A 21,885-nucleotide genomic window follows, 5' to 3' on the forward strand; every position below is an offset into this window, starting at 1 on the left:
TGAATTTCCTTTCTAATTTTGGTTTAGACGCTTAAATTTTAGCATAGGAAATATTCATATGTCTTTTTGTATTTTTATACAAAATAGGTTTGAATGATTTCTCATCCACACCAAAAGTCGGAGACCCACAATTGTCGATGACTTTTTTTGTGAACAAGATAATAAAATTGTTGCGTAGATGGTGTTAACATTGCAAATCGAACATACGTTTGATAAAATAAGAGGTGAAAATGAACGATTTAATGTGACTTTTTAGAAAATATGTCATAATAAATAGATGAAGTAACAAAGTTCCAATTACTAAGAAAATAGTGTAAGGAGTGGCATGAGTGAGAGATTTGATTAAAGTTAGAGGCGCACGTTCCCACAATTTAAAAAATATCGATATTGATATTCCCCGAGATCAAATGGTCGTTGTGACAGGTTTGTCTGGATCAGGAAAATCTACCTTGGCATTTGATACCTTATATGCTGAAGGCCAACGTCGTTATGTAGAAAGTCTTTCTGCGTTCGCACGTCAATTTTTAGGAAATACAGAAAAACCAGATGTAGATAGTATTGAGGGATTGAGTCCGGCTATTTCTATCGACCAAAAAACAACTAGTCGAAATCCACGTTCAACAGTAGGAACGATTACAGAAGTCAATGATTATTTGCGTCTACTGTATGCGCGCGTTGGACAACCCATTTGTCCAAATGATGGAACTGAAATTACGAGCGAATCTTTAGATCAGATGATTGATCGTATCTTGGCGCTACCAGAACGTACAAAGATTCAAATCTTATCACCAATTGTTTATGGAAAAAAAGGGCAACATAAAAAAATTATTGAGGGTGTTCAAAAACAAGGGTATGTCCGCGTGCGTATCGATGGTGAAATTTATGACATCGATGATACGCCTGAATTAGATAAAAATAAGAAACATCAAATTGATATCGTCATTGACCGTTTGGTGATTAAAGAGGGCATCCGTTCTCGTTTAGCCGATTCACTTGAAGCCGCTTTGCGTTTAGCTGATGGTTACGCGGTATGTGATTTAATCGATGGGGATGAAATTTTATTCTCAGAACATTATTCTTGTCCACATTGTGGCTTTACCGTAGGTGAATTAGAACCTCGACTATTTTCATTCAATGCACCTTATGGCGCGTGTGAAGAGTGTAGCGGATTAGGTGCAAAAATAGAAGCTGATCCTAACCTAATTGTCCCTGATAAAAGTAAGAGTCTTGAAGAAGGGGCTATCCAGCCTTGGAATTCAAAAGGTTCTGCTTACTACCCAACAATTTTAAAACAAGCTGCTGAGGCTTTTGATATCCCTATGGATGTACCCTTTAAAGAATTGACGCAAGCACAACAAGATCTTATTTTATATGGGTCTGGAGACAAAGAGTTCCATTTCCATTTTGAAAATGAATTTGGTTCAGTTCAAGATAAAATGCGCGTGTTTGAAGGCGTTATTCCAAACGTGCGTCGTCGTTTCCAATCTAGTCAATCGAAAGCCATGCGAGAAGCTATGGGGCAATATATGACAGAATTAGAATGTCAGGTATGTCATGGTAAACGACTAAATCGTCAAGCCCTATCTGTAAAAGTTGGCGGGCAAGATATTGCAGAAATCACACATAAAGCGATTGTAGATACCGTTGATTTCTTTAACGGTTTAGATATGACAGATCAAAATAATACAATTGCCAAACCAATTATGCGTGAAATCGGCTCACGATTGAATTTTCTACAAGAGGTTGGATTGGATTATCTAACTTTAGACCGTTCTGCTGGTACCCTATCCGGTGGTGAAGCACAACGTATACGGTTGGCAACCCAAATTGGGTCAAACCTATCAGGCATTATGTATGTCCTAGATGAACCATCAATCGGCTTACATCAACGTGATAATGATCGTTTAATTAAATCGTTGAAACGTATGCGTGATTTAGGCAACACCCTAATCGTAGTAGAACATGATGAAGAAACAATGCGAGAAGCAGATTATTTAATTGATATGGGCCCTGGTGCAGGTGAATTTGGTGGACAAGTTGTTGCAGCTGGTACACCAGAAGAAGTAGCAAATAACGAAGATTCTATCACAGGACAATATTTAAAAGGTATTCGAAAAATTCCTCTACCAGAAAAACGTCGAACTGAAGATAAGGGTGCTATCCATATCAAGGGCGCAAGTGAAAACAACTTGAAAAATGTAGATGTGGATATTCCAATTGGTCGTCTGAATGTGGTGAGTGGCGTTTCGGGTTCGGGTAAATCTTCATTAATTAATGAGGTCATGAAGAAATATCTGATTCATCAACTAAACCGTGCAAAAACACCACATGGCGCAGTTGAAGAGATTACAGGTTATGAATCATTGGATAAAGTCATCGATATTGATCAAAGTCCAATTGGGCGTACGCCTCGTTCAAATCCAGCCACCTATACCTCTGTGTTTGATGATATCCGTGATTTATTTGCGCAAACAAACGAAGCAAAGGTACGTGGATATAGTAAAGGACGCTTCTCATTTAACGTTAAAGGTGGCCGTTGTGAAGCTTGTAAGGGTGATGGTATTCTGAAAGTGGAAATGCATTTCCTTCCGGATGTATATGTGCCATGTGAAGTATGTCATGGTACTCGTTATAACGCAGAAACATTACAAGTGAAATACAAAGGCAAAAATATTGCCGAAGTATTAGATATGCGTGTAGAGGAAGCGGTTGAATTCTTCGCAGCTGTACCAAAAATCCGTCGTAAACTACAGGCAATTGTTGATGTAGGATTAGGCTACGTTACCTTAGGTCAACCAGCGCCATCTCTATCTGGTGGGGAAGCCCAACGTATGAAATTAGCTTCAGAATTGCAAAGAGTTGCAACAGGCAATACCTTGTATGTATTAGATGAACCAACAACAGGGTTACATTCTGAAGATATCAAACGTTTGATTTGTGTGATTCAACGACTTGTTGATGCAGGAAACACCGTAGTTGTTATTGAGCATAATCTAGATGTGATCAAAACAGCGGATTATGTCATTGATATTGGACCAGAAGGTGGCGCCAACGGTGGTACTGTTGTTGCTACTGGTACCCCTGAAGAAATTGCTAAAGTGAAAGCATCTTATACAGGTAAATATTTAAAACCATTACTAAAGAAATAAAATTGTCGGACAGATGAAAGCAGAGCACTATGAGATGTGAACATAACATTACACTCATAGTGTTTTTAGCTAGCAGTAAAAATAGAAAGTAGGGTGATTACGTGAAAATAATACATACAGCAGATTGGCATATTGGCAAAATCGTAAATGAACATCCCTTAATTGAAGATCAAGCAGCTATTTTAGATGACTGGTTGAATCAAACAGTCGCATTAGCGCCTGATTTGGTAATTATGGCTGGTGATTTATATGACAGAACTTTGCCAAGTCGTGATGCCGTTCAATTAGCCAACCGTATATTGACACGTATGACCCGTGAATTAGATTGTCCCATTTGCATCATCTCTGGTAATCATGATGCAGGCGAACGTGTTGCCTATGCGAATGATATTTTAGCTAGCCAGGGCTTATATATGGTTGGGTTACCGACGCATGAAATCGCTAAAGTTTCGACTACGGAAGCAGATATTTATCTCTTGCCTTTTAGTGATCATTTGAGCCTTAAACGTATTTATCCCGATGAAACTATCCATAGTATTGAAGATGCAACACGAGTGCAAGTGCAGGCTATCAAAAATCAATGGGATGAAAGCCGCTTAAACATCGTGCTCTATCATGGTTATGTCACTGCCAGTAGTATGGATACTCCTGGCGAAGATTTAGAAAAATCAAAATCTGAACGTCCGTTAAGTATTGGAACGAGTGAATATGTACCTACCAAGGTATTTGAAGGGTTTGATTATGTTGCCTTGGGGCATTTACATGGCAGTCAAAAAGTGGGATCTGAACGCATTCGCTATTCAGGTTCACCATTGAAGTTTTCTAAATCTGAAGTGAATCATCATAAAGGTTTCTTAGAAATCGATTTGGATAAGGCGACTGACAGCATAGAAGTGACGAAGCATGATTTGTTACCCAAAATTGATATGCGTGTCGTTCGTGGGCAATTTGATGATATCCTAGTTGGTCATTCTGATGATTATATTTTCTTTGAATTAACCGATGATTATACACAACATGAGGCCATGAATCGGTTGAAACAACGGTATCCAAATGCCATGAGCTTAGAATATACAGCATTGAAGAATGAGCAAACAATCAATCATACGACAAAACGGAAAGTGTTTCAGGAAAAACCGGTATGGGACCAGTTTGGTGATTTCTATGCGGCAAATACCTCACTTGATTTGTCAGAATACCAAACGACTATCGTCCAAGATGCTTTTAAAGCGATTTTAGAGGAGGATTAATATGAGACCCTTAGAACTTGAAATCCAGGCATTCGGCCCATACAAAGAAAAGGTAACACTGAATTTTACTAATTTAAACAATCGACATTTATTCTTAATTACAGGGCCAACAGGTGCAGGGAAAACAACGATTTTTGATGCAATTGTATATGCTTTGTACGGTAAAACCTCTGGCTCTTCGCGAAATGTGAATGAATTAAAATCTCAATTAGCCGATGATGAAACAGTTGCCTATGTATCTTTAGTTTTTGAAATTCACGGGAAAGTTTATACGATTAAACGCATTCCTAAACAACGTCGACCACAAAAGAGAGGCAAGAAAATTTCAGAACAAGGGGCAGAAGTTTCTCTTGAAGGTGAGGATTTTGTCTATACGAAAACAACAGAGGTAGATGGTAAAATCCAGGAAATTTTAGGCTTAACCGTTGATCAATTCCGACAAATCGTCATGCTTCCACAGGGTGAGTTTAAAAAATTACTTGAATCAAATTCAGGAGACAAGGAAACCATTTTACGTAGTATCTTCCATACGGGGTATATTGAGAAGTTCCAAACGACTATTGCAGAAAAATATAAAGAAGCGGTTCAAGAAGTGGGCGTCTTGAAAAAACAAGTAGATGCAGGTAGTCAAAGTTTCTTACAATTTACAGATCAAGATGTATCAATTGAAGTAGCAGATACATTATCAGCAGATATGGATGAAAATAAGGATGAAAATCAGGACGTAACCCAGCTTGTAAGTGAAAAGGAATGGGTTGAACAAGCCATTACGCTAGGAAACCATACCGCATTAGCTGACTGGGCACAAAATAAATTAGCCTTTTTCAATCAAAAAATTGACCAGCTAGATGATAAAATGACGCACACAGACAATAAATTGCGGGCCACGAATGAAAAAATCGCACTACTAGATGCTGCTGAGAACTTAGCCGTTCGTAAGCAAGCGTTGACGGCGCGTGAACCTGAGATTCAAGCCTTACGAAGCACCTATGAAAAATATCGGGAGAGCACCGACAGCTATCAAGTGCATAAACAAGTGGTCAACTTAAGTGCGAGCAAAAATATGATCGAGCAACAGCTAAAAGAGAATGAAAAAGAATATAGCAAGGTATCAGTTCAGAAAGCGGAAATTGAACAGGAATATAGGTCCTTAAAACCATTCATTGACCAGGTTCCTCAATTGCGTAAAGATCTTCAAAATTTGGCGGTTGCTAAGACGAAATGGCAAAGATATCTCGATGATGTAAATAGCTTGCAAACCAAACAAACAGCTAACCAAGTTTTACTTGCACAAGAGGTAACTTTAACAAATCAAATTGAAAGCTACCAAAAGAATGACCTAGCCAATATACAAACTGACCTAGCAGAGAAACAAACAAAATTGGCGCAAGTTACTGATTTAAGCGATCTTGAAAAAGACTTAGCAGTCACGCAGCGATATGTAGATACGATGACAAACGATAGCAAGCAATTAGAAAAACTACATGCTATGATTGTGGCGGATTGGCAAAAGCGTCAAGAAGAATATGGGCAATATGTACAGGCTACTGAAGAAAGTAGGGTGCTATCAAATCAATATAACCATAATATTGCCGGTGAGTTGGCACAAAAACTAACAGAAGGTCAAGCTTGTATGGTATGTGGTAGTCTAAATCATCCATCCCCTGCAGTTGTAAAGTATGCTGAAGTTACTAAGGATATGGTTAATGCCAAATTAACTGAAGCGCAAGCGTATTACCAAAAAAGTACGGTTACTGAGGAACATATGAAATTGCAACAAGTCCAATTTGACGAATTGTTTTTTAAGTATATACAAGAAGCCAAACATTTAGACAATATGAAGCAATTCAACAAACAATACACTGACAATGCAACAAAATTAAATGTTTTCGCAAAAATGCAAGCGGTGTATGAGCAGATGTTAGCAAGTGAACAAAGTCATTATGCTGCGAAGAAAGCAGAAAAAACCAAGTTGGAAGAAGCATTAAGTGCCTGTCAAAAAGCGTTAACGGATGCCACGACCTACCTTCAAAATATGCAAATATCACTTTCAGGTGTGAAAGGCCAAATTGCTAGCAACCAAGAAAGTATTCAAACGACAGAGGTAGAAATTCAGCAAACTAGGGGTCAATTAATTGGGGCATCATTAGACGAAGTTACGGCCCAATATGACGAGAAAAGTGTTGTTTTAGAGCGTACAACGAAATCAGAGAAAAATCTGACGGATAATCTGAACGCTGTAAAGAATGAATTAACCAAATTAGAAACGCAAAAAGTGAATTTCCAGGCGCAAATGAAACAAACGTTGCAACAAATCACGCAAGAGGAAACAACATTAAATGAGTTGCTTAGCCAAGCCAAATTTACCCTTGAAGAAGTAATTGAAATTCATGAATCGAACAGAGATTGGCCAGCAATAGAAGGTCAAATTAAGAAATTTGATCAAGATGCCTATCTTTATCAAAATGATTTTGCCAATAATCAAACAGCCATGTCTGCCGCCTCTATTGATGATACAAAAGCCAATTATCAAGCACAGGTGGTCGAAATCGAAGCATACTTAACTCAAGTGAAGGCAGAAAAAGATGCGGTAATAGGTATTCGGGCACAGCTGAGCCAAAGTCTTACGCAATTCAAGCAAAATTTACAGGCATATCAGGAAAAAGGGCAACACTTTGGTGAATTAGAACGCCTAAATCAAGTCGCTAACGGTAAGGTGAATGAGTACGGCAATATCTCTTTTGAGCGGTATATCCTTGGCTTGTACTTCGATGAAATTTTGTCTTTTGCTAATGAACGCCTATTAGAAATGACACAAAAACGTTATGTCTTCAAACGAAATGTTGAAGGTAAAGGTGGTAACGGTGCTAAGGGCCTTGATTTAAATGTATTCGATTTTCAAGCAGGAGCAGAACGAAGCGTTCAATCATTGTCCGGCGGCGAAAGTTTTAAAGCAGCCTTAGCTTTAGCAGTAGGCCTTTCAGATGTGATTCAAAATGAGGCGGGTGGTATTGAGATTGGGACCTTATTCGTTGATGAAGGATTTGGTACGCTTGATCAAGAATCCTTGCAACAAGCAATTGAAACCTTAACCGACTTGCAACAAGCGAGTGGTCGTATTATTGGCATTATTTCCCATGTGGAAGAATTGAAACAACAAATTCCAGTCCATCTTCAGGTAGATAAAGGTGACCAAGGCGCTATGGCTAGATTCACTGGTCTAATATAAATGTCTAAAAACAAGTAAATGCGAAATTAGGGCTATAGACCTATGACAAGTACTCTGCAAAATAGCACAATATAGCTATCAAGGGAAGTACAAAACAACTAGGAGGTTGTCATTATGTCAAACGATAAAGAACGCATTTTAAAACTTGTAAAAGACGGCATGTTAACCAATGAAGAAGCGATTATCTTATTAGAAAATAGAGCAAAACAAAGTACCGAAAAAACGGTGGCAGATCAAGAAGCTGAGAAAGATGTCTTAGATGATTTCTACGCTGAATGGTCAGCTGAAAAAGAAGCGAGTCAACCTGACTATAGCGGTCGTGACCAAAAAGTAGCCATTCAAAAAGACTTGGAAGCGAGTCTTGCAGCTAAATTAACTAAACGTAATCAGCTTGAAAATAGTGTTGAAAAAACACAGGCGAGCAATATCCAAATTGACCGTTTAACTGAAGAAATTAATCAATTATCTGAACAAATTGAACAAGTAAAATCGGAGATAGCTACAATCGATTTAGAAAATCCTACAGTCGAAAACAACACAGCTGATGGGGATACTACTAATCAAAGCGAAGAAACTGACTCATCTCGTCAAACGAATGATTATGATTACAAAGATATCATGAGTGACTTATTCAATAAAACCCGTACAGTTATTGACCAAGTGCAAGAAAAATTCAATAAAACAGTGAAATTTGAAAAAGGTAGCGGTCCTATTCCAGTACCCAAATTAATCACACATCAGTTTGAAGCTAGCTATGATTTTGAAACGCCACTATCAATGGTGGATATTCAAATTGCAAATGGTAAAGTAACCTTGATTGGTTGGGATCAACCAACAAGTAAAATGACGGTTACCGGTAAATTATATGGTGATTTTGAAGAGGAAGATGCCAAAGCGGCTTTTGAAAAACGTGTGGATTTGAATTTTGTTGAAGGAGCTTTAACCTTAAACATGATTTCCCGTTTCATCCAATCAGACATTGTGTTGCAAGTGCCAAATGAACGTCTAGACTATCTAAAACTGAGAACCATTTCGGGTCCGGTTAATGTCACAAAGGTGGATACCAACGACGTCTATATTCAAACTGTGGACGGTGAAATTCGATTGACCGATTTTACTGCTTCGATGATTGAAGTAGACACGAAAAACGGCCAAGTGGTATTAGATAATGTCACCGCCTTAGATTTAGTGGCAAAATCATTGAATGGACACCAACGCCTTAAGGGGCATGTTGAAAATATCTTAATGAACACACTAAAGGGGGATATTGTTGTAACCATGTTTGAAACACCGCTAGTCCGCGCTCAAGTGGATACGAAAAACGGTAATATTAAATTGAATATGCCGACTGCCACAGCTGTTGATGGGGTTGCGCAAACAATGCAGGGCGAGATTATGTTCCGCAGTGAGCATTTGAAGAGCCAAACACAAGCAAATGACCAATGGAATAAAGAAAAAGTCTTCTATCATGAAGTTGTTGGTGAAAAACCATATCGAGTGAATTTAAAGACAATGCATGGTAATATTCAGGTGAAAGATGATGCAAACCGTCGCAAAGGAGATGCATAATCGTGACAGGTAAATTAAAAAAATCAGTAAATGATAAATGGCTATTCGGTGTTTGTGGTGGTATTGGTGAATATTTTAATGTGTCAGGCAACTTAGTCCGTATCATAGCGGTACTGATTAGTTTAACCCAGTTTCCAGTGTTCATTCTGTATATAATTTTGGCATTCCTGATGCCGTCAAAATAGGAGGACGTAAACATGGCAAAAACATTGACTAAATCTAACAGTAACATCATGGTTGACGGTGTATGTGCAGGGATTGCAGAATATTTTGACATTGATCCGACCATTATCCGAGTACTTTTTGTGGTCATCAGTATTTCCGGTGGTGCAGGTATTTTGGCTTATGTTATTTTAGCCTTGATTATGCCACGGGCTAGTGCCAATCATCATGTGACTGGTGAGGGTGATCCACAGGTGCGTCAAACGAAACCGGTTGATGATTCAGAAGATATCCACTATAATAAAAAAACTAAAACAAATGATACTCCAGACGAGGAAGAAAGTTGGCGTGATTTCTAATTATGAGACGATTTATATTAGCAACACTTATTGATGCTTTAGGGTTGATGGCGATTTCTTGGTTATTGGCACCGAATGTGTACGTAGCTGATTTTTGGTCAGCAATCTTGGTGGCAATCGTATTGAGTATTGTTAATTCAATCATTCGTCCTATTGTGAACCTACTAGCATTACCATTGAATATTTTAACGTTCGGATTATTCCGTTTAGTCGTGAATGGGTTGATGTTTGCAATTGTAGGTTTATTCTTCCCATCATCCTTTGTATTCAGCAGTTTCATTTATGCCATCATCGCGGCATTTCTGTTTGGGATGTACCACTGGTTCTTTGAACAATTCATCAATGAATCACGTTAAGCGAGTCAATTTTTAAAAGAGGCTGGGACAAAAGGCCTCTAAAAAGGCGTACACAATTCTTTATAAGAGTTGTGTACGCCTTTTACTTTGAAAAAATTCTTATAAATTAAATATATCATGGGCACAGGTTAAAGGATTGAAAGTGTAGTTCTTTAGCCGTGAAAGATGATGAAATCGAGACCTTGGCTCGATTTCAAATTGAAAGACCTTGGTTTTCAATAGTCCCATGGCTCACAAGGAATGTACACTGTAAGGACGAAAAATCTATGATTTTAATTTTGTCTCAGCCTCTTTTTTGTTTTTCAGCGCTATATTGGGGGGTGGATTGTTTTTCGCAATATTTTAGACAATCCAACTGTCCATATGTATTGAATATGGTAAAATGATTACAAAGTGACGTCAAGAAAGGAACTCGAGTATGACAAAGGTAACCGTAAAAGACCTTGTAGACCAATTTGATTTTAAAATCGTATCTGGTGGTGAGTATTTAGATAGAGAAATTGTTACCAGTGACATTTCCAGACCTGGTTTGGAGATTACTGGGTATTTTAACTACTACCCATCCGAACGTGTCCAATTATTTGGCCGAGCGGAATTCACTTATCTTAGTAAGATGACAAGTGATGAACGTTTATTAATTACGCGTCGTTTAGCACGCGATGATACACCATTATTTATTTTTTCAAGAGGGCAAGAGCCTGAATATGAGGTCTTACAAGCGGCAGCTGAAAACCATATTCCTGTCCTAAGTTCAACAACTACTACGACACGTCTATCTAGTAATTTAACAGAATATCTACACTCATTGTTAGCGGAACGTATTTCTAAACATGGTGTTTTCATTGATGTCTACGGTTTAGGGATCTTAATTACAGGACATTCTGGCGTAGGTAAATCTGAAACAGCCTTGGAATTAGTAAAGGGCGGTCACCGTTTGGTAGCAGATGACCGAGTTGATTTCTATCAACGAGATGATACAACAATCATGGGTGAAGCGCCGGAAATTTTACGGAATGTGATGGAAGTCCGCGGTTTAGGTATCATTGATGTAATGACTTTATACGGGGCGGGTGCAGTACGTAAAGAACAACAGCTTAACCTAATTATCGATTTACGTGAATTGAAGAAAGATTCTACTTTTGACCGTTTAGGTACGGCTGAAGAGCGAGAGCGAATTTTGGATGTAGATATTCCAAAAATTGCGATTCCAGTTCAAACTGGGCGAAATATTTCCAGCATTATTGAAGTAGCAGCAATCAATTTTAGAGCCAAATCTATGGCTTTGATGCCGCTAAGATGTTTAATGAGCGCTTAACAAGATTGATTAATAACAACACAAATTAGAGGAGAAATAAATTGATGATGAATATTGCTGCAATTGATCCAGTGGCCTTTAGCATATTTGGATGGCCCATTCGCTGGTATGGTATTTTTATTGGCGCTGCTATTCTAATTGCTTTAACACTAGCATCTAGAGATTTCCGGCGTAAGGGTTGGGATGAAGAATTTATCTTAGATGCGGGCATGTGGTCCATCTTGATTGGTTTTATTGGTGCACGTATTTATTACGTACTCTTTGAACTAGATTATTATCTACAAAACCCAGGTGAAATTTTACAAATTTGGAACGGTGGTATTGCCATTTATGGTGGGGTTATCGCTGGTGGTTTGACACTTTACCTTTACTCTAAATCCAAGAAAATGGATCCACTTTTTGTAACCGATACCGTAGCCCCGTATCTATTACTTGCTCAAGGCATCGGCCGTTGGGGAAATTTTGTCAACCAAGAGGCCCACGGTGGTGAAGTCGCGGAATCATTTTTACGTGATACCTTACATCTGCCTAACTTTATTGTTGAGGGGATGAATATTGATGGCGTGTATTACCAACCGACTTTCCTATATGAATCTGTATGGAATTTCATTGGTGTAGCCGTTATCCTCTTCCTACGTTCGCGTAAAGAAACCTTGCGTATTGGAGAAACGACCCTGCTATATCTTATCTGGTATTCATTCGGTCGTTTCTTTATCGAAGGATTGCGTACCGACTCATTAATGTTTGGACCTTTCCGTGTCAGCCAAGTATTAGCCGGCTTATTATTCATTGCAGGTATTTTCATTTTTATGTCACGTCGTTTAAATGACAAACATTACGATTACTATAGTGAACACAATGGACCAGCTTATCAAGCAAGTGCTGGTCAATCAGACAAAGCATAAAGGAGCGGTTGCATGACAGCCAGAAAAATTGCCGTACTCGGTGCAGGTTCATGGGGTACAGCTTTGGCAATGGTCTTAGCGGAAAATGGTCACGATGTAAGTTTGTGGACCCACCATTTAGACCAAGCAAATGAAATGATAGCAACAGGTAAGAACGCACGCTATCTACCAGAATTACAACTACCCAAAAATATTCGCATTACCAGTGATTTAAACCTTGCGCTTGAGGGTGCTGAATTAATCAATTTTGTAGTGCCTACTAAGGCAATCAGACAAGTCGCATCTCAGGTTGCTACGATTTTACAAAGTAAACAAGGATTACCGATTTTGATGCATGCTTCAAAAGGACTTGAACAGGGTAGTCACCTACGCATTTCTCAAATTTTAGAGGAGGTATTTACACCTCTAGGACAAGCAAAAGTGGTAGTGTTATCCGGTCCAAGTCACGCAGAAGAGGTAGCACAACATGATATTACAGCCATCACAGCTGCGAGTACCGACCAAGGGGCGCGTGATTTTGTGCAAGAAGTATTTATGAATGACTACTTCCGAGTGTATACAAATCCTGATATTATTGGCGTAGAACTTGGCGGTTCCCTGAAAAATATTATTGCCCTAGGAGCGGGTGCACTGGTTGGTGCAGGTTTTGGTGACAATGCTAAGGCCGCGTTACTAACAAGAGGTTTAGCAGAAATCACACGCTTAGGTGTAACGATGGGGGCAAACCCTTTGACCTTTATGGGCTTATCTGGTTTGGGTGACCTAGTTGTCACAGCAACAAGTGTCCATTCTAGAAATTGGCGGGCAGGTCAACAAATTGGCCAAGGTCAGTCAGTAGCTGAAGTCGAAGCACACATGGGGATGGTTGTAGAGGGATTAGCCACAGCTATTTCTGCTTATGAACTAGCGCAAGAAAAGGGCGTTGATATGCCGATTACCCAAGGCGTTTACATGGTCATCAAAGAAGGTTTAAGTATTCAAGAGGTCGTGACCGCATTGATGACACGTGAACGTAAGGGTGAATTACAATTCGAAGATAATTTAGCAGATTTATTTTAAAACACGATATACATAAAACTGGAGGATGTAAACATGACAAAAGTACGTAAAGCAATTATCCCTGCAGCGGGTCTTGGTACACGATTCTTACCTGCAACAAAAGCGATGGCCAAAGAAATGCTACCAATTGTGGACAAACCAACTATTCAATTTATCGTGGAAGAAGCGATTGCATCTGGGATTGAAGATATTTTAATCATTACTGGTAAGAGCAAACGACCAATTGAAGACCACTTTGACTCAAATGTGGAATTAGAATCTAACTTAGCAGACAAGGGACGCGACGATTTACTTGAAATTATTGGCGAAACGGTTGGTTTGAACTTATTCTTCAAACGCCAATCTTATCCAAAAGGACTAGGAGACGCGGTATTACAAGCGAAAGCCTTTGTTGGTGATGAACCATTTGTTGTAATGCTTGGTGATGACTTGATGGTGGATGAAGTGCCGCTAACGAAACAATTAATTGATGCATACGAATTAACACATGCATCTAATATTGCGGTAATGCCTGTGCCACACGAAGATACAGATAAATATGGTGTGATCGATCCAGAAGCACAATTCAATGAAAGTATTTATAATGTGCGTCAATTTGTGGAAAAACCAAAACCAGAAGATGCACCATCAAACTTAGCGATTATCGGTCGTTACTTATTAACACCTGAAATCTTCGAATTGTTGGAAACACAAGAAGAAGGTGCGGGTAATGAAATTCAATTAACGGATGCTATTGACCGTTTGAACAAAACGCAACGTGTATTTGCTTATGAATTTAAAGGTCGCCGTTACGATGTTGGAAACAAATTAGGTTACATGCAAACAAGTATTGAATACGGCTTACAACACCCTGGTGTGAAAAATGGCTTGAAAGAATATTTGTTATCAATTGAGGATCAACTGTAAGCTTTTTTGAAAAAATAAATTAGCCATCAAAGATTGTAACTTGCTTGAGCGAGTTACAATCTTTTTCACTTGAAACATGGTAAAATGATAGTTGATGATAATAAAATTGAACGATATATAAAAGGAAAGGATGTGTACATTTTGGCAGAAGAAGCAAAACAATTTGATGTCGTAGTCCTAGGTGCTGGACCAGCGGGGATGACCGCTGCCTTATACGCATCACGGGCCAATTTGTCCGTAGCATTAATTGAACGAGGTGTTCCTGGTGGGGAACTAATGAATACCGCAGAGGTAGAAAACTACCCTGGATTTAAGAGTATTTTAGGACCAGATTTAGCAACTGATATGTTTGAAAGTGCCATGCAATTTGGTGTTTCACATGAATTTGGTACTGTAAAAACAATTACGCCTGGTGAAGGTATCCATACCATTCAAACAGATATGGGGAAAACATACGAAGCAAAAGCTGTAGTTGTTGCAACAGGATCAGTTCACCGTAAATTAGGGGTACCTGGTGAAGAACAATATGCTGGCCGTGGTGTATCTTACTGTGCCGTTTGTGATGGGGCATTCTTCCGCGATAAAGACGTAAAAGTTATCGGTGGTGGAGACTCTGCAGTTGAAGAAGGTACTTATTTAACACAATTTGGGAAGAACGTAAATATCGTTCACCGTCGTGATGAATTACGTGCTCAAAAAATCTTGCAAGACCGTGCAATGTCTAACGACAAAGTGGACTTTACTTGGGATACAGTCGTGAAATCAATCAAAGGTGACGAACAAAAAGTAACCACCCTTGAAATGGAAAATGTGAAGACTGGTGTCGTTACAGAAGTGCCAGCTGATGGCGTCTTTATTTATGTAGGTTTACTACCAAATACTGAAGCCTTCAGAGACTTGAACATTACTGACGAAGAAGGTTGGATTATTACGGATGAAGATATGCATACAAGTATTCCTGGTATCTTTGCCGTAGGTGATGTACGTCAAAAGAAATTACGTCAAATTTCAACTGCTGTTGGTGATGGTGCCATTGGTGGACAAGAAGCATATAATTATATCGAAAGTTTAAATGACTAAGTGTCATTAGCTAGAGTGAAAAGAGGGTGAACCAATGTGGGTTTACCCTCTTTTTGTCTAAAGACAATGCCATAAATTTTCAGATACGCCTATGCTTTGGTCTATCTTTTTTCATAATATTTGATACAATAAGAGCAAAGATGTTATCGCTTTATTTTAAGGGAGGCCACATGATGGATTGGAAAGAAACTTATTTACAATGGAGAAACTTTGATGCGCTAGATGCTGATTTAAAAGCAGATTTAGCAGCTATTGAAGGCGACGAAAAATTGGTGGAAGATGCATTTTATCAACCATTAAGTTTCGGTACTGCTGGTATGCGTGGCGTGTTAGGTGCAGGTATCAACCGTATGAATATTTATACCATTCGTCAAGCCACTGAAGGGCTAGCTAAATTGGTAGAAGACTACGGTCAAGAAGCCAAAGACCGCGGTGTAGCGATTGCTTATGACTCTCGCCACATGTCTCCTGAATTCGCTATGGAAGCAGCTAAAACTTTGGGTGCACACCAAATTAAGTCGTACGTATTTGAATCACTACGTCCAACACCAGAATTATCATACGCTGTTCGTGAATTAAATGCCTTTGCCGGTATCATGATTACGGCAAGTCATAATCCAGCTGACTACAATGGATACAAAGTCTATGGCGAAGATGGTGGACAAATGCCACCAGTTGATGCAGATGCAGTAACAGCCAACGTTCGTGCTGTAGAAAATCCGTTAACTGTTGCAGTTGGAGATGAAGCAAGTCTAAAAGCTGAAGGCCTAATCAATATGATTGGTGCAGATATCGATAAAAAATACTTAGACTTATTGCAAACAGTCATCGTTGACCAAGATTTAATCGATGAAATGGCAGACCAAGTATCTATCGTTTATACACCGCTACATGGTACAGGCCAAATGCTTGTTGAAAACGCCTTAGCAAATGCAGGTTTCACTAACGTGACTTACGTTGCAGAACAAAAAGAAGCAGATGCGAATTTCTCTACGGTTAAATCACCAAACCCAGAAGAAGCAGGGGCTTTTGAATATGCAGAACGTTACGGTAAAGAAAATGATGCGGATATTTTAATTGCAACTGACCCGGATGCAGACCGTATGGGGGCAGCTGTAAAATTACCAAATGGTGACTACCAAGTAATTACAGGGAACCAAATCGCAGCCTTGATGACACATTACTTATTAACAGCGAAACAAAGTGCTGGTGATTTACCTGAAAATGGCGTAATTTTGAAATCAATCGTTTCAAGTGAAATGCCAACAACCATTGCTAAATCATTTGGCGTTGAAACGGTGAATGTGTTGACTGGATTTAAATTTATCGCAGAACAAATCAAAAATTATGAAGAAGACAATTCAAAATCATTCTTATTTGGTTTTGAAGAGAGCTACGGTTATTTGGTGAAAGCTTTCGTTCGTGATAAAGATGCTGTGCAAGCAACATTACTATTAGCTGAAGTAGCTGCTTTCTATAAGAAACAAGGTAAAACAGCTTATGACGGTTTACAAGACTTATTCAAAGAATTTGGTACTTTCCAAGAGAAAACGATTTCTGTGACCCTACCAGGACAAGAGGGTACAACGAAGATTGAAGCGATTTTGGCCAAACTTCGTGGTGAAGGTTTAAGCGAAATTGCTGGTCAAAAAGTTGAGGTAACAGAAGATTACCTTGAAGATAGCCGTGTATTCGCTGATGGCCGTTCTGAAGCAATGGGTATGGAAAAATCAAACGTATTGAAATATTATTTAGCAGATGAAACATGGATTGCCGTTAGACCATCAGGTACTGAACCAAAAATCAAATTCTATATTGGTGCAGTTGCAGATTCAAGTGAAGCAACACAAGCCAAAGTTGAGGCTTATCAAACAGCGTTAAATGAATTAACTGCCTAAACGTTCTAGGTAAGACAGTTTCCCCTATGAGGAGGAAAAAACAAATTGAATGATCAACTAAAATTAGTCATTATTACAGGGATGAGTGGAGCTGGTAAAACAGTAGCGCTACAAAGTTTTGAAGACATGGGTTATTTCTGTGTGGATAATATGCCCCCTTCATTACTACCGAAATTTTGGGAATTAATCAAAGAAACAGGGAAGATTAGTAAGATCTGTTTAGTGATTGACTTACGTTCACGTTCATTCTTTGATGAATTGATGGATGAAATTGCAGGTATGGATAATACCAATACTGTTGAAATGTCGATTATTTTCTTGGAAGCAGATGAACAAGCCTTGGTTTCACGTTATAAAGAAACACGTCGTTCTCATCCGTTACAAACAGATGGTGTTTCTGTACTTGAAGCCATTCATCGCGAAAAAGAATTGCTAAGCGACATTCGTACAAAATCTTTAGTGATCGATACCACCAATTTAACACCACGTCAGTTCCGCGATAAATTAAATGCGGAATTCAGAACGTCTGACACAGATACCTTTACGGTGAATGTGATGTCGTTTGGTTTTAAATACGGGTTACCAATCGATTCTGATATTGTTATGGATGTACGTTTCTTGCCAAATCCCCACTATATCGATGAGTTACGTCCTTTAACAGGACTTGATGCACCAGTGTATGACTATGTGATGTCGCAACCAGAATCTGAAGTATTCTATCGTAAATTTACTGATTTATTAGATTTTGAATTGCCATTATATGAAAAAGAGGGTAAATCAAGTTTGACGATTACGATTGGTTGTACGGGTGGACAACACCGTTCAGTTGCGTTAACAGAACGTGTGGCACACCATATTCAAGACCAAGGCTTCAAGGTCAATATTATCCATCGTGATCGCACGAAAAGAAAAGAGTCGATGAATAGGTCGTGATAAATCAAAAACCACCAATTACAAAAAGACGACCAAAAGTAACGGTCATCGGTGGTGGGACAGGCTTGCCCATTCTGTTGGAAGGGTTAAAAGCTGCAAATTGTGAAGTGACTGCTATTGTTACTGTCGCAGATGATGGTGGTTCGAGTGGATCGTTAAGAAACGCTGTGAATACCATCCCACCAGGAGATATTCGTAACTGTTTGATTGCCTTATCTGACATGAAGGATATCTATAAAGATATCTTCCAATACCGTTTTGGGGATGAAGACAAAGAATTTTCAGGGCATGCAATCGGCAATCTTATTATTGCGGCTATAGCTGAAATGAGAGGCGATGTTTTCTCAGCGCTTCGTTTATTGTCCTATATGATGGAAGTCGATGGAAAAGTATTGCCTGCATGTGAAGAGCCCTTGATTTTACAAGGGCACTTTGCGGATGGCACTATGATTGAGGCGAAACAGCTGTTGTAAGCCATCCAGATCAAATTCAACATGTAACAGTACGTTTAGCAAATGAAGACCCTACAAAACCAGCTCGTCAACCTCAGGCTGGTCGTGAAGTGGTATCGGCTATTATGCAAGCAGATACTGTCGTTCTAGGACCTGGATCCCTCTTCTCTTCTATTTTGCCTAACGTGGCAATTGAAGATATTCGAAAAGCAATTCTTGACACGCCCGCCAAAGTTGTCTATATTTGTAATATCATGACACAACTTGGTGAGACGGAACATTTTTCTGATGCAGACCATGTGCGCGTGATTAATGAACACTTAGGAGCAAAGGGAATTGATACCGTCTTGGTGAATAAAACCCCCGTGCCATATGAGTTTTTAGAGAATGCTAGTGAGAAAGATTACTTGGTGCAAATTACGCACGACCGTAAAGGGTTAGCGGAAGAAGAAGCACAGGTAATTGGGTGTGATTTTTTAAACATCGAGAAATCAGGTGTGTATCATAACCAAGACAAGCTAGTGGCTTCAATTATAGACGTTATGAATAATACAGCAAAATAAAAGAATAGCAGGAAGAGGTGAGCTGATGGGTTCGTTCGCAGGAGAAGTGAAGAAAGAACTCACCCAGCTAACAGTGGATTATGAGCACGCGCGTTCAGAATTAGCAGCAATTTTACGCATGAACGGTTCGATTACCATTATGAATGGCCAATTGACCCTAAATGTGCAGACAGAAAATGCCGCCATTGCACGACGAATTTACACACTGTTGAAGGAATTTTTTCATACCAATGGTGAGTTGGTTGTTCGGAAGAAAATGAAATTAAAGAAAAATAATATCTACATCGTGCGTGTGCAAAATCATGTGGAAGAAATTCTAAAAGATATGCATATTCTAGATCAATTGGTAATTAATCCCAATATTTCTGAGGAAATGATGCAAAATGATCAACGAAGTCGGTCTTATTTACGTGGGGCATTCTTAGCTGGAGGTTCGGTCAATAATCCTGAAAAATCTTCCTACCATTTGGAAATTTATTCAGTATATGAAGAACACTGTCAAGATTTAGTAACAATGATGAATAAATATAATCTAAATGCACGTTCAGTTGAACGTCGGTCGGGTTACATTGCCTACCTAAAAGGATCAGAACAAATTGCTGATTTCTTAGCCTTAATTGGGGCTACAGCCTCAATGTTAAAATTTGAAGACATTCGAATTGTGCGGGATATGAGAAATTCAGTAAACCGTATTGTCAATTGCGAGAATGCAAATTTGAATAAGACGGTTACAGCTGCCTCTAAACAAGTAGAAAATATTGAATTAATTCAATCTACGGTTGGTATAGGTGAATTACCAGAAAAGCTGCAAGAAATTGCACTCTTACGTCTGGAAAATCCGGAAGCAAGTATCAAAGAATTAGGGGAGCTCGTTGAGGGTGAACCAATTTCAAAATCAGGTGTAAATCATAGATTACGTAAAATTAACCAATACGCTGAACAACTTAGAGGTTCGGTCGTTAGTCGTTAGACAATTAAAAACGTTGGTATTTAGCTGATCAGGCTGAATGCCAACGTTTTTTGTATTTCTTCGCACATGTATCATGCGAATGGCTGGTTTAAAAATATGAATGAGATGGGCGACAAATAGCCATCTACCCGAAGATAGGCGATTGGATTGCCGCTCAAGCATTTTTGAGGTAAATGCATGAATAATCTAATGAAATAAGGATACTGTATTTGCTGGCATATGTTGTCCAAATTTTAATCAGTTTGAGGAAGTGAATTAAAATGTAAGACTATGTATGTAAGAATTTAAGTTTTGTAAATGGTGTTCAAAAATAATAGTTAGCAGAATGAAAAATGATTATGTCAGGCGTGATAGGGCAAATTTTATTCTACGATTAAGGATTCGATGTTATCCAAAATTTGTTGTTCTTGAGTACGGGCTTGATCTGTAGCAATTTTCTTGCGTAAAAACTGTACTTCAGAAACCAATACTTCAACTGTTGACACATGTTGTCCTTGTTTTGTTTCAAATTGTCGCATGCGCAATTGGCCAACGATCGCTAATTCATCACCCTTATGCATATAGGTATGGATGAGTTTAGCTGTACCGTTCCAAGCGGTAATAGGGATGAAGTCAACATAGTCGATGCCATCTTTACTTTTTCGGTTGATGGCAAGGGCATTGTTGATGACTTGACGGTTGTTAGATATTTCAGTCAATTCAACATCTCGTGCGATACGACCAATTAATTGGACTTGATTCATTATTTTAGCCTCCTTATTAGTATTTGAAACAAGAGGGTTACGCCCTCCACTTAATATATACGTTTTATTTTCCCAAAAACCGCGAAAAAAATTCAAATTCATGTGTTATTTTATAAATTATGACTAAATTGAATAGAAACTAGACGGCGATTAGCCCAATTTAGGGTACAATATAAAAGAGATAATAATGGTATTTCATCGGATTTCTTTGAACTCAAATGACTAATTTATGAAACTAACTAAAAGTTTAGGAGGATATTGAGCATGAATATCTTAATGATTGAAGACAATGAGAGTGTTGCTGAAATGATGAGCATGTTTTTCGAGCAACAAAAAGGTTGGGAAGCAACTTTTATCCAAGATGGAGAAGAAGGTTGGCAGTACTACTTGGCGAATGAAGCAGCGATTGAGATGATTATCTTAGATTTGAACTTACCGGGTAAGGACGGTATTCAAATCTGTCGGGATATTCGTAAACAAAATAAATTGGTACCTATCATCATGTTGACTGCCCGCGATGCAGAGAGTGAACAAGTGCTAGGCCTAGGTCTGGGCGCAGATGATTATGTAACCAAACCATTTGATCCGATTACTTTTATGGCACGAATGCGCGCTTTGTATCGTCGTAGCCAATTAACAGAAGAAATTGCTAAAGATGGTGAAGTTGAAAATGCGAGCCAATACGATATTGAAACGAAATTTATACGCATTAATAGCCAGAATCGTGAAGCGTTTTTTGAAGATCAATTGATTGAACATCTAACGCCAAAAGAATTTGAAATTTTACAATTGTTGGCAAGTCACCCGAAACAAGTATTTACCCGAGAACATTTATTGACAACACTGTGGGAAGATCCATTCTATGGAGACGAACGTACTGTTGATGCACATATCAAGAAACTACGTCAAAAAATGGAAGAATATGGTCCACAGCTGATTCAAACAGTGTGGGGAGTAGGATATAAATTCGACGAAACTGGTGTTTAA

Annotated in this window: 16 protein-coding genes and 2 pseudogenes; 17 read left to right on the forward strand and 1 reads right to left on the reverse strand. The window is 38.8% G+C overall.

Features of this window, described 5'->3' with window-relative positions; all coding sequences use genetic code 11:
- Positions 1-329 precede the first annotated feature (329 nt).
- The 16 genes and pseudogenes from uvrA to whiA all read left to right on the forward strand — a co-directional run bounded on the left by uvrA (position 330) and on the right by whiA (position 20,155).
- Entirely contained in the window at positions 330-3,149 is a 2,820-nt protein-coding gene (gene uvrA, locus B9P78_RS03320; protein ID WP_094518126.1) for an excinuclease ABC subunit UvrA, read from the forward strand.
- Between the two features lie 101 nt (positions 3,150-3,250).
- Entirely contained in the window at positions 3,251-4,399 is a 1,149-nt protein-coding gene (locus B9P78_RS03325) for an exonuclease SbcCD subunit D (protein WP_094518127.1), read from the forward strand.
- Between the two features lies 1 nt (position 4,400).
- Complete coding sequence (locus B9P78_RS03330; protein WP_094518128.1) at positions 4,401-7,628, forward strand: AAA family ATPase; 3,228 nt, start codon at positions 4,401-4,403, stop codon at positions 7,626-7,628.
- A 114-nt stretch (positions 7,629-7,742) separates the two neighbouring features.
- Complete coding sequence (locus B9P78_RS03335; RefSeq protein WP_094518129.1) at positions 7,743-9,197, forward strand: DUF4097 family beta strand repeat-containing protein; 1,455 nt, start codon at positions 7,743-7,745, stop codon at positions 9,195-9,197.
- Between the two features lie 2 nt (positions 9,198-9,199).
- The gene (locus B9P78_RS03340) at positions 9,200-9,382 is read left to right on the forward strand and encodes a PspC domain-containing protein (RefSeq protein ID WP_094518130.1); all 183 of its coding nucleotides are present in this window, start codon (positions 9,200-9,202) and stop codon (positions 9,380-9,382) included.
- A 12-nt stretch (positions 9,383-9,394) separates the two neighbouring features.
- Positions 9,395-9,718, forward strand: a complete 324-nt coding sequence (locus B9P78_RS03345) for a PspC domain-containing protein (protein WP_094518131.1) — start codon at positions 9,395-9,397, stop codon at positions 9,716-9,718.
- A 2-nt stretch (positions 9,719-9,720) separates the two neighbouring features.
- On the forward strand, positions 9,721-10,074 hold the full coding sequence (locus B9P78_RS03350; RefSeq protein ID WP_094518132.1) for a phage holin family protein: 354 nt from the start codon (positions 9,721-9,723) through the stop codon (positions 10,072-10,074).
- A 418-nt stretch (positions 10,075-10,492) separates the two neighbouring features.
- A pseudogene (gene hprK, locus B9P78_RS03355) lies at positions 10,493-11,418 on the forward strand (HPr(Ser) kinase/phosphatase).
- Positions 11,419-11,433: 15 nt separating this feature from the next.
- A complete protein-coding gene (gene lgt / locus B9P78_RS03360; RefSeq protein WP_094518133.1) occupies positions 11,434-12,294 on the forward strand; it encodes a prolipoprotein diacylglyceryl transferase in 861 nt (286 codons plus the stop codon).
- Positions 12,295-12,306: 12 nt separating this feature from the next.
- A complete protein-coding gene (locus B9P78_RS03365) occupies positions 12,307-13,353 on the forward strand; it encodes an NAD(P)H-dependent glycerol-3-phosphate dehydrogenase (protein WP_094518134.1) in 1,047 nt (348 codons plus the stop codon).
- Between the two features lie 33 nt (positions 13,354-13,386).
- On the forward strand, positions 13,387-14,259 hold the full coding sequence (gene galU, locus B9P78_RS03370; protein WP_094518135.1) for a UTP--glucose-1-phosphate uridylyltransferase GalU: 873 nt from the start codon (positions 13,387-13,389) through the stop codon (positions 14,257-14,259).
- Positions 14,260-14,400: 141 nt separating this feature from the next.
- Positions 14,401-15,339 carry a thioredoxin-disulfide reductase gene (gene trxB / locus B9P78_RS03375; RefSeq protein ID WP_255377071.1) on the forward strand — a complete coding sequence of 313 codons (939 nt, stop codon included), beginning with the start codon at positions 14,401-14,403 and terminating at the stop codon, positions 15,337-15,339.
- A 173-nt stretch (positions 15,340-15,512) separates the two neighbouring features.
- Positions 15,513-17,237, forward strand: coding sequence for a phospho-sugar mutase (locus B9P78_RS03380; RefSeq protein WP_094518137.1), 1,725 nt, complete (start codon positions 15,513-15,515; stop codon positions 17,235-17,237).
- Positions 17,238-17,282: 45 nt separating this feature from the next.
- Entirely contained in the window at positions 17,283-18,170 is an 888-nt protein-coding gene (gene rapZ / locus B9P78_RS03385; RefSeq protein WP_094518138.1) for an RNase adapter RapZ, read from the forward strand.
- A pseudogene (yvcK, locus tag B9P78_RS03390) lies at positions 18,170-19,185 on the forward strand (uridine diphosphate-N-acetylglucosamine-binding protein YvcK). The gene rapZ and the pseudogene yvcK overlap by 1 nt, the downstream one beginning before the upstream one ends.
- Before the next feature lie 25 nt (positions 19,186-19,210).
- Positions 19,211-20,155: a DNA-binding protein WhiA gene (gene whiA / locus B9P78_RS03395; RefSeq protein WP_094518139.1), complete on the forward strand. Its 945-nt coding sequence runs from the start codon at positions 19,211-19,213 to the stop codon at positions 20,153-20,155.
- Between the two features lie 362 nt (positions 20,156-20,517).
- Here the strand turns inward: whiA and B9P78_RS03400 are convergent, their stop codons facing one another.
- Entirely contained in the window at positions 20,518-20,898 is a 381-nt protein-coding gene (locus B9P78_RS03400) for a single-stranded DNA-binding protein (RefSeq protein WP_094518140.1), read from the reverse strand.
- A gap of 264 nt (positions 20,899-21,162) precedes the next feature.
- Between B9P78_RS03400 and B9P78_RS03405 the strand changes: the two genes are divergently transcribed.
- Positions 21,163-21,885: a response regulator transcription factor gene (locus B9P78_RS03405; RefSeq protein WP_094518141.1), complete on the forward strand. Its 723-nt coding sequence runs from the start codon at positions 21,163-21,165 to the stop codon at positions 21,883-21,885.

This window comes from Aerococcus sp. 1KP-2016 (assembly GCF_002252085.1).
Classification (GTDB): Bacteria; Bacillota; Bacilli; order Lactobacillales; family Aerococcaceae; genus Aerococcus.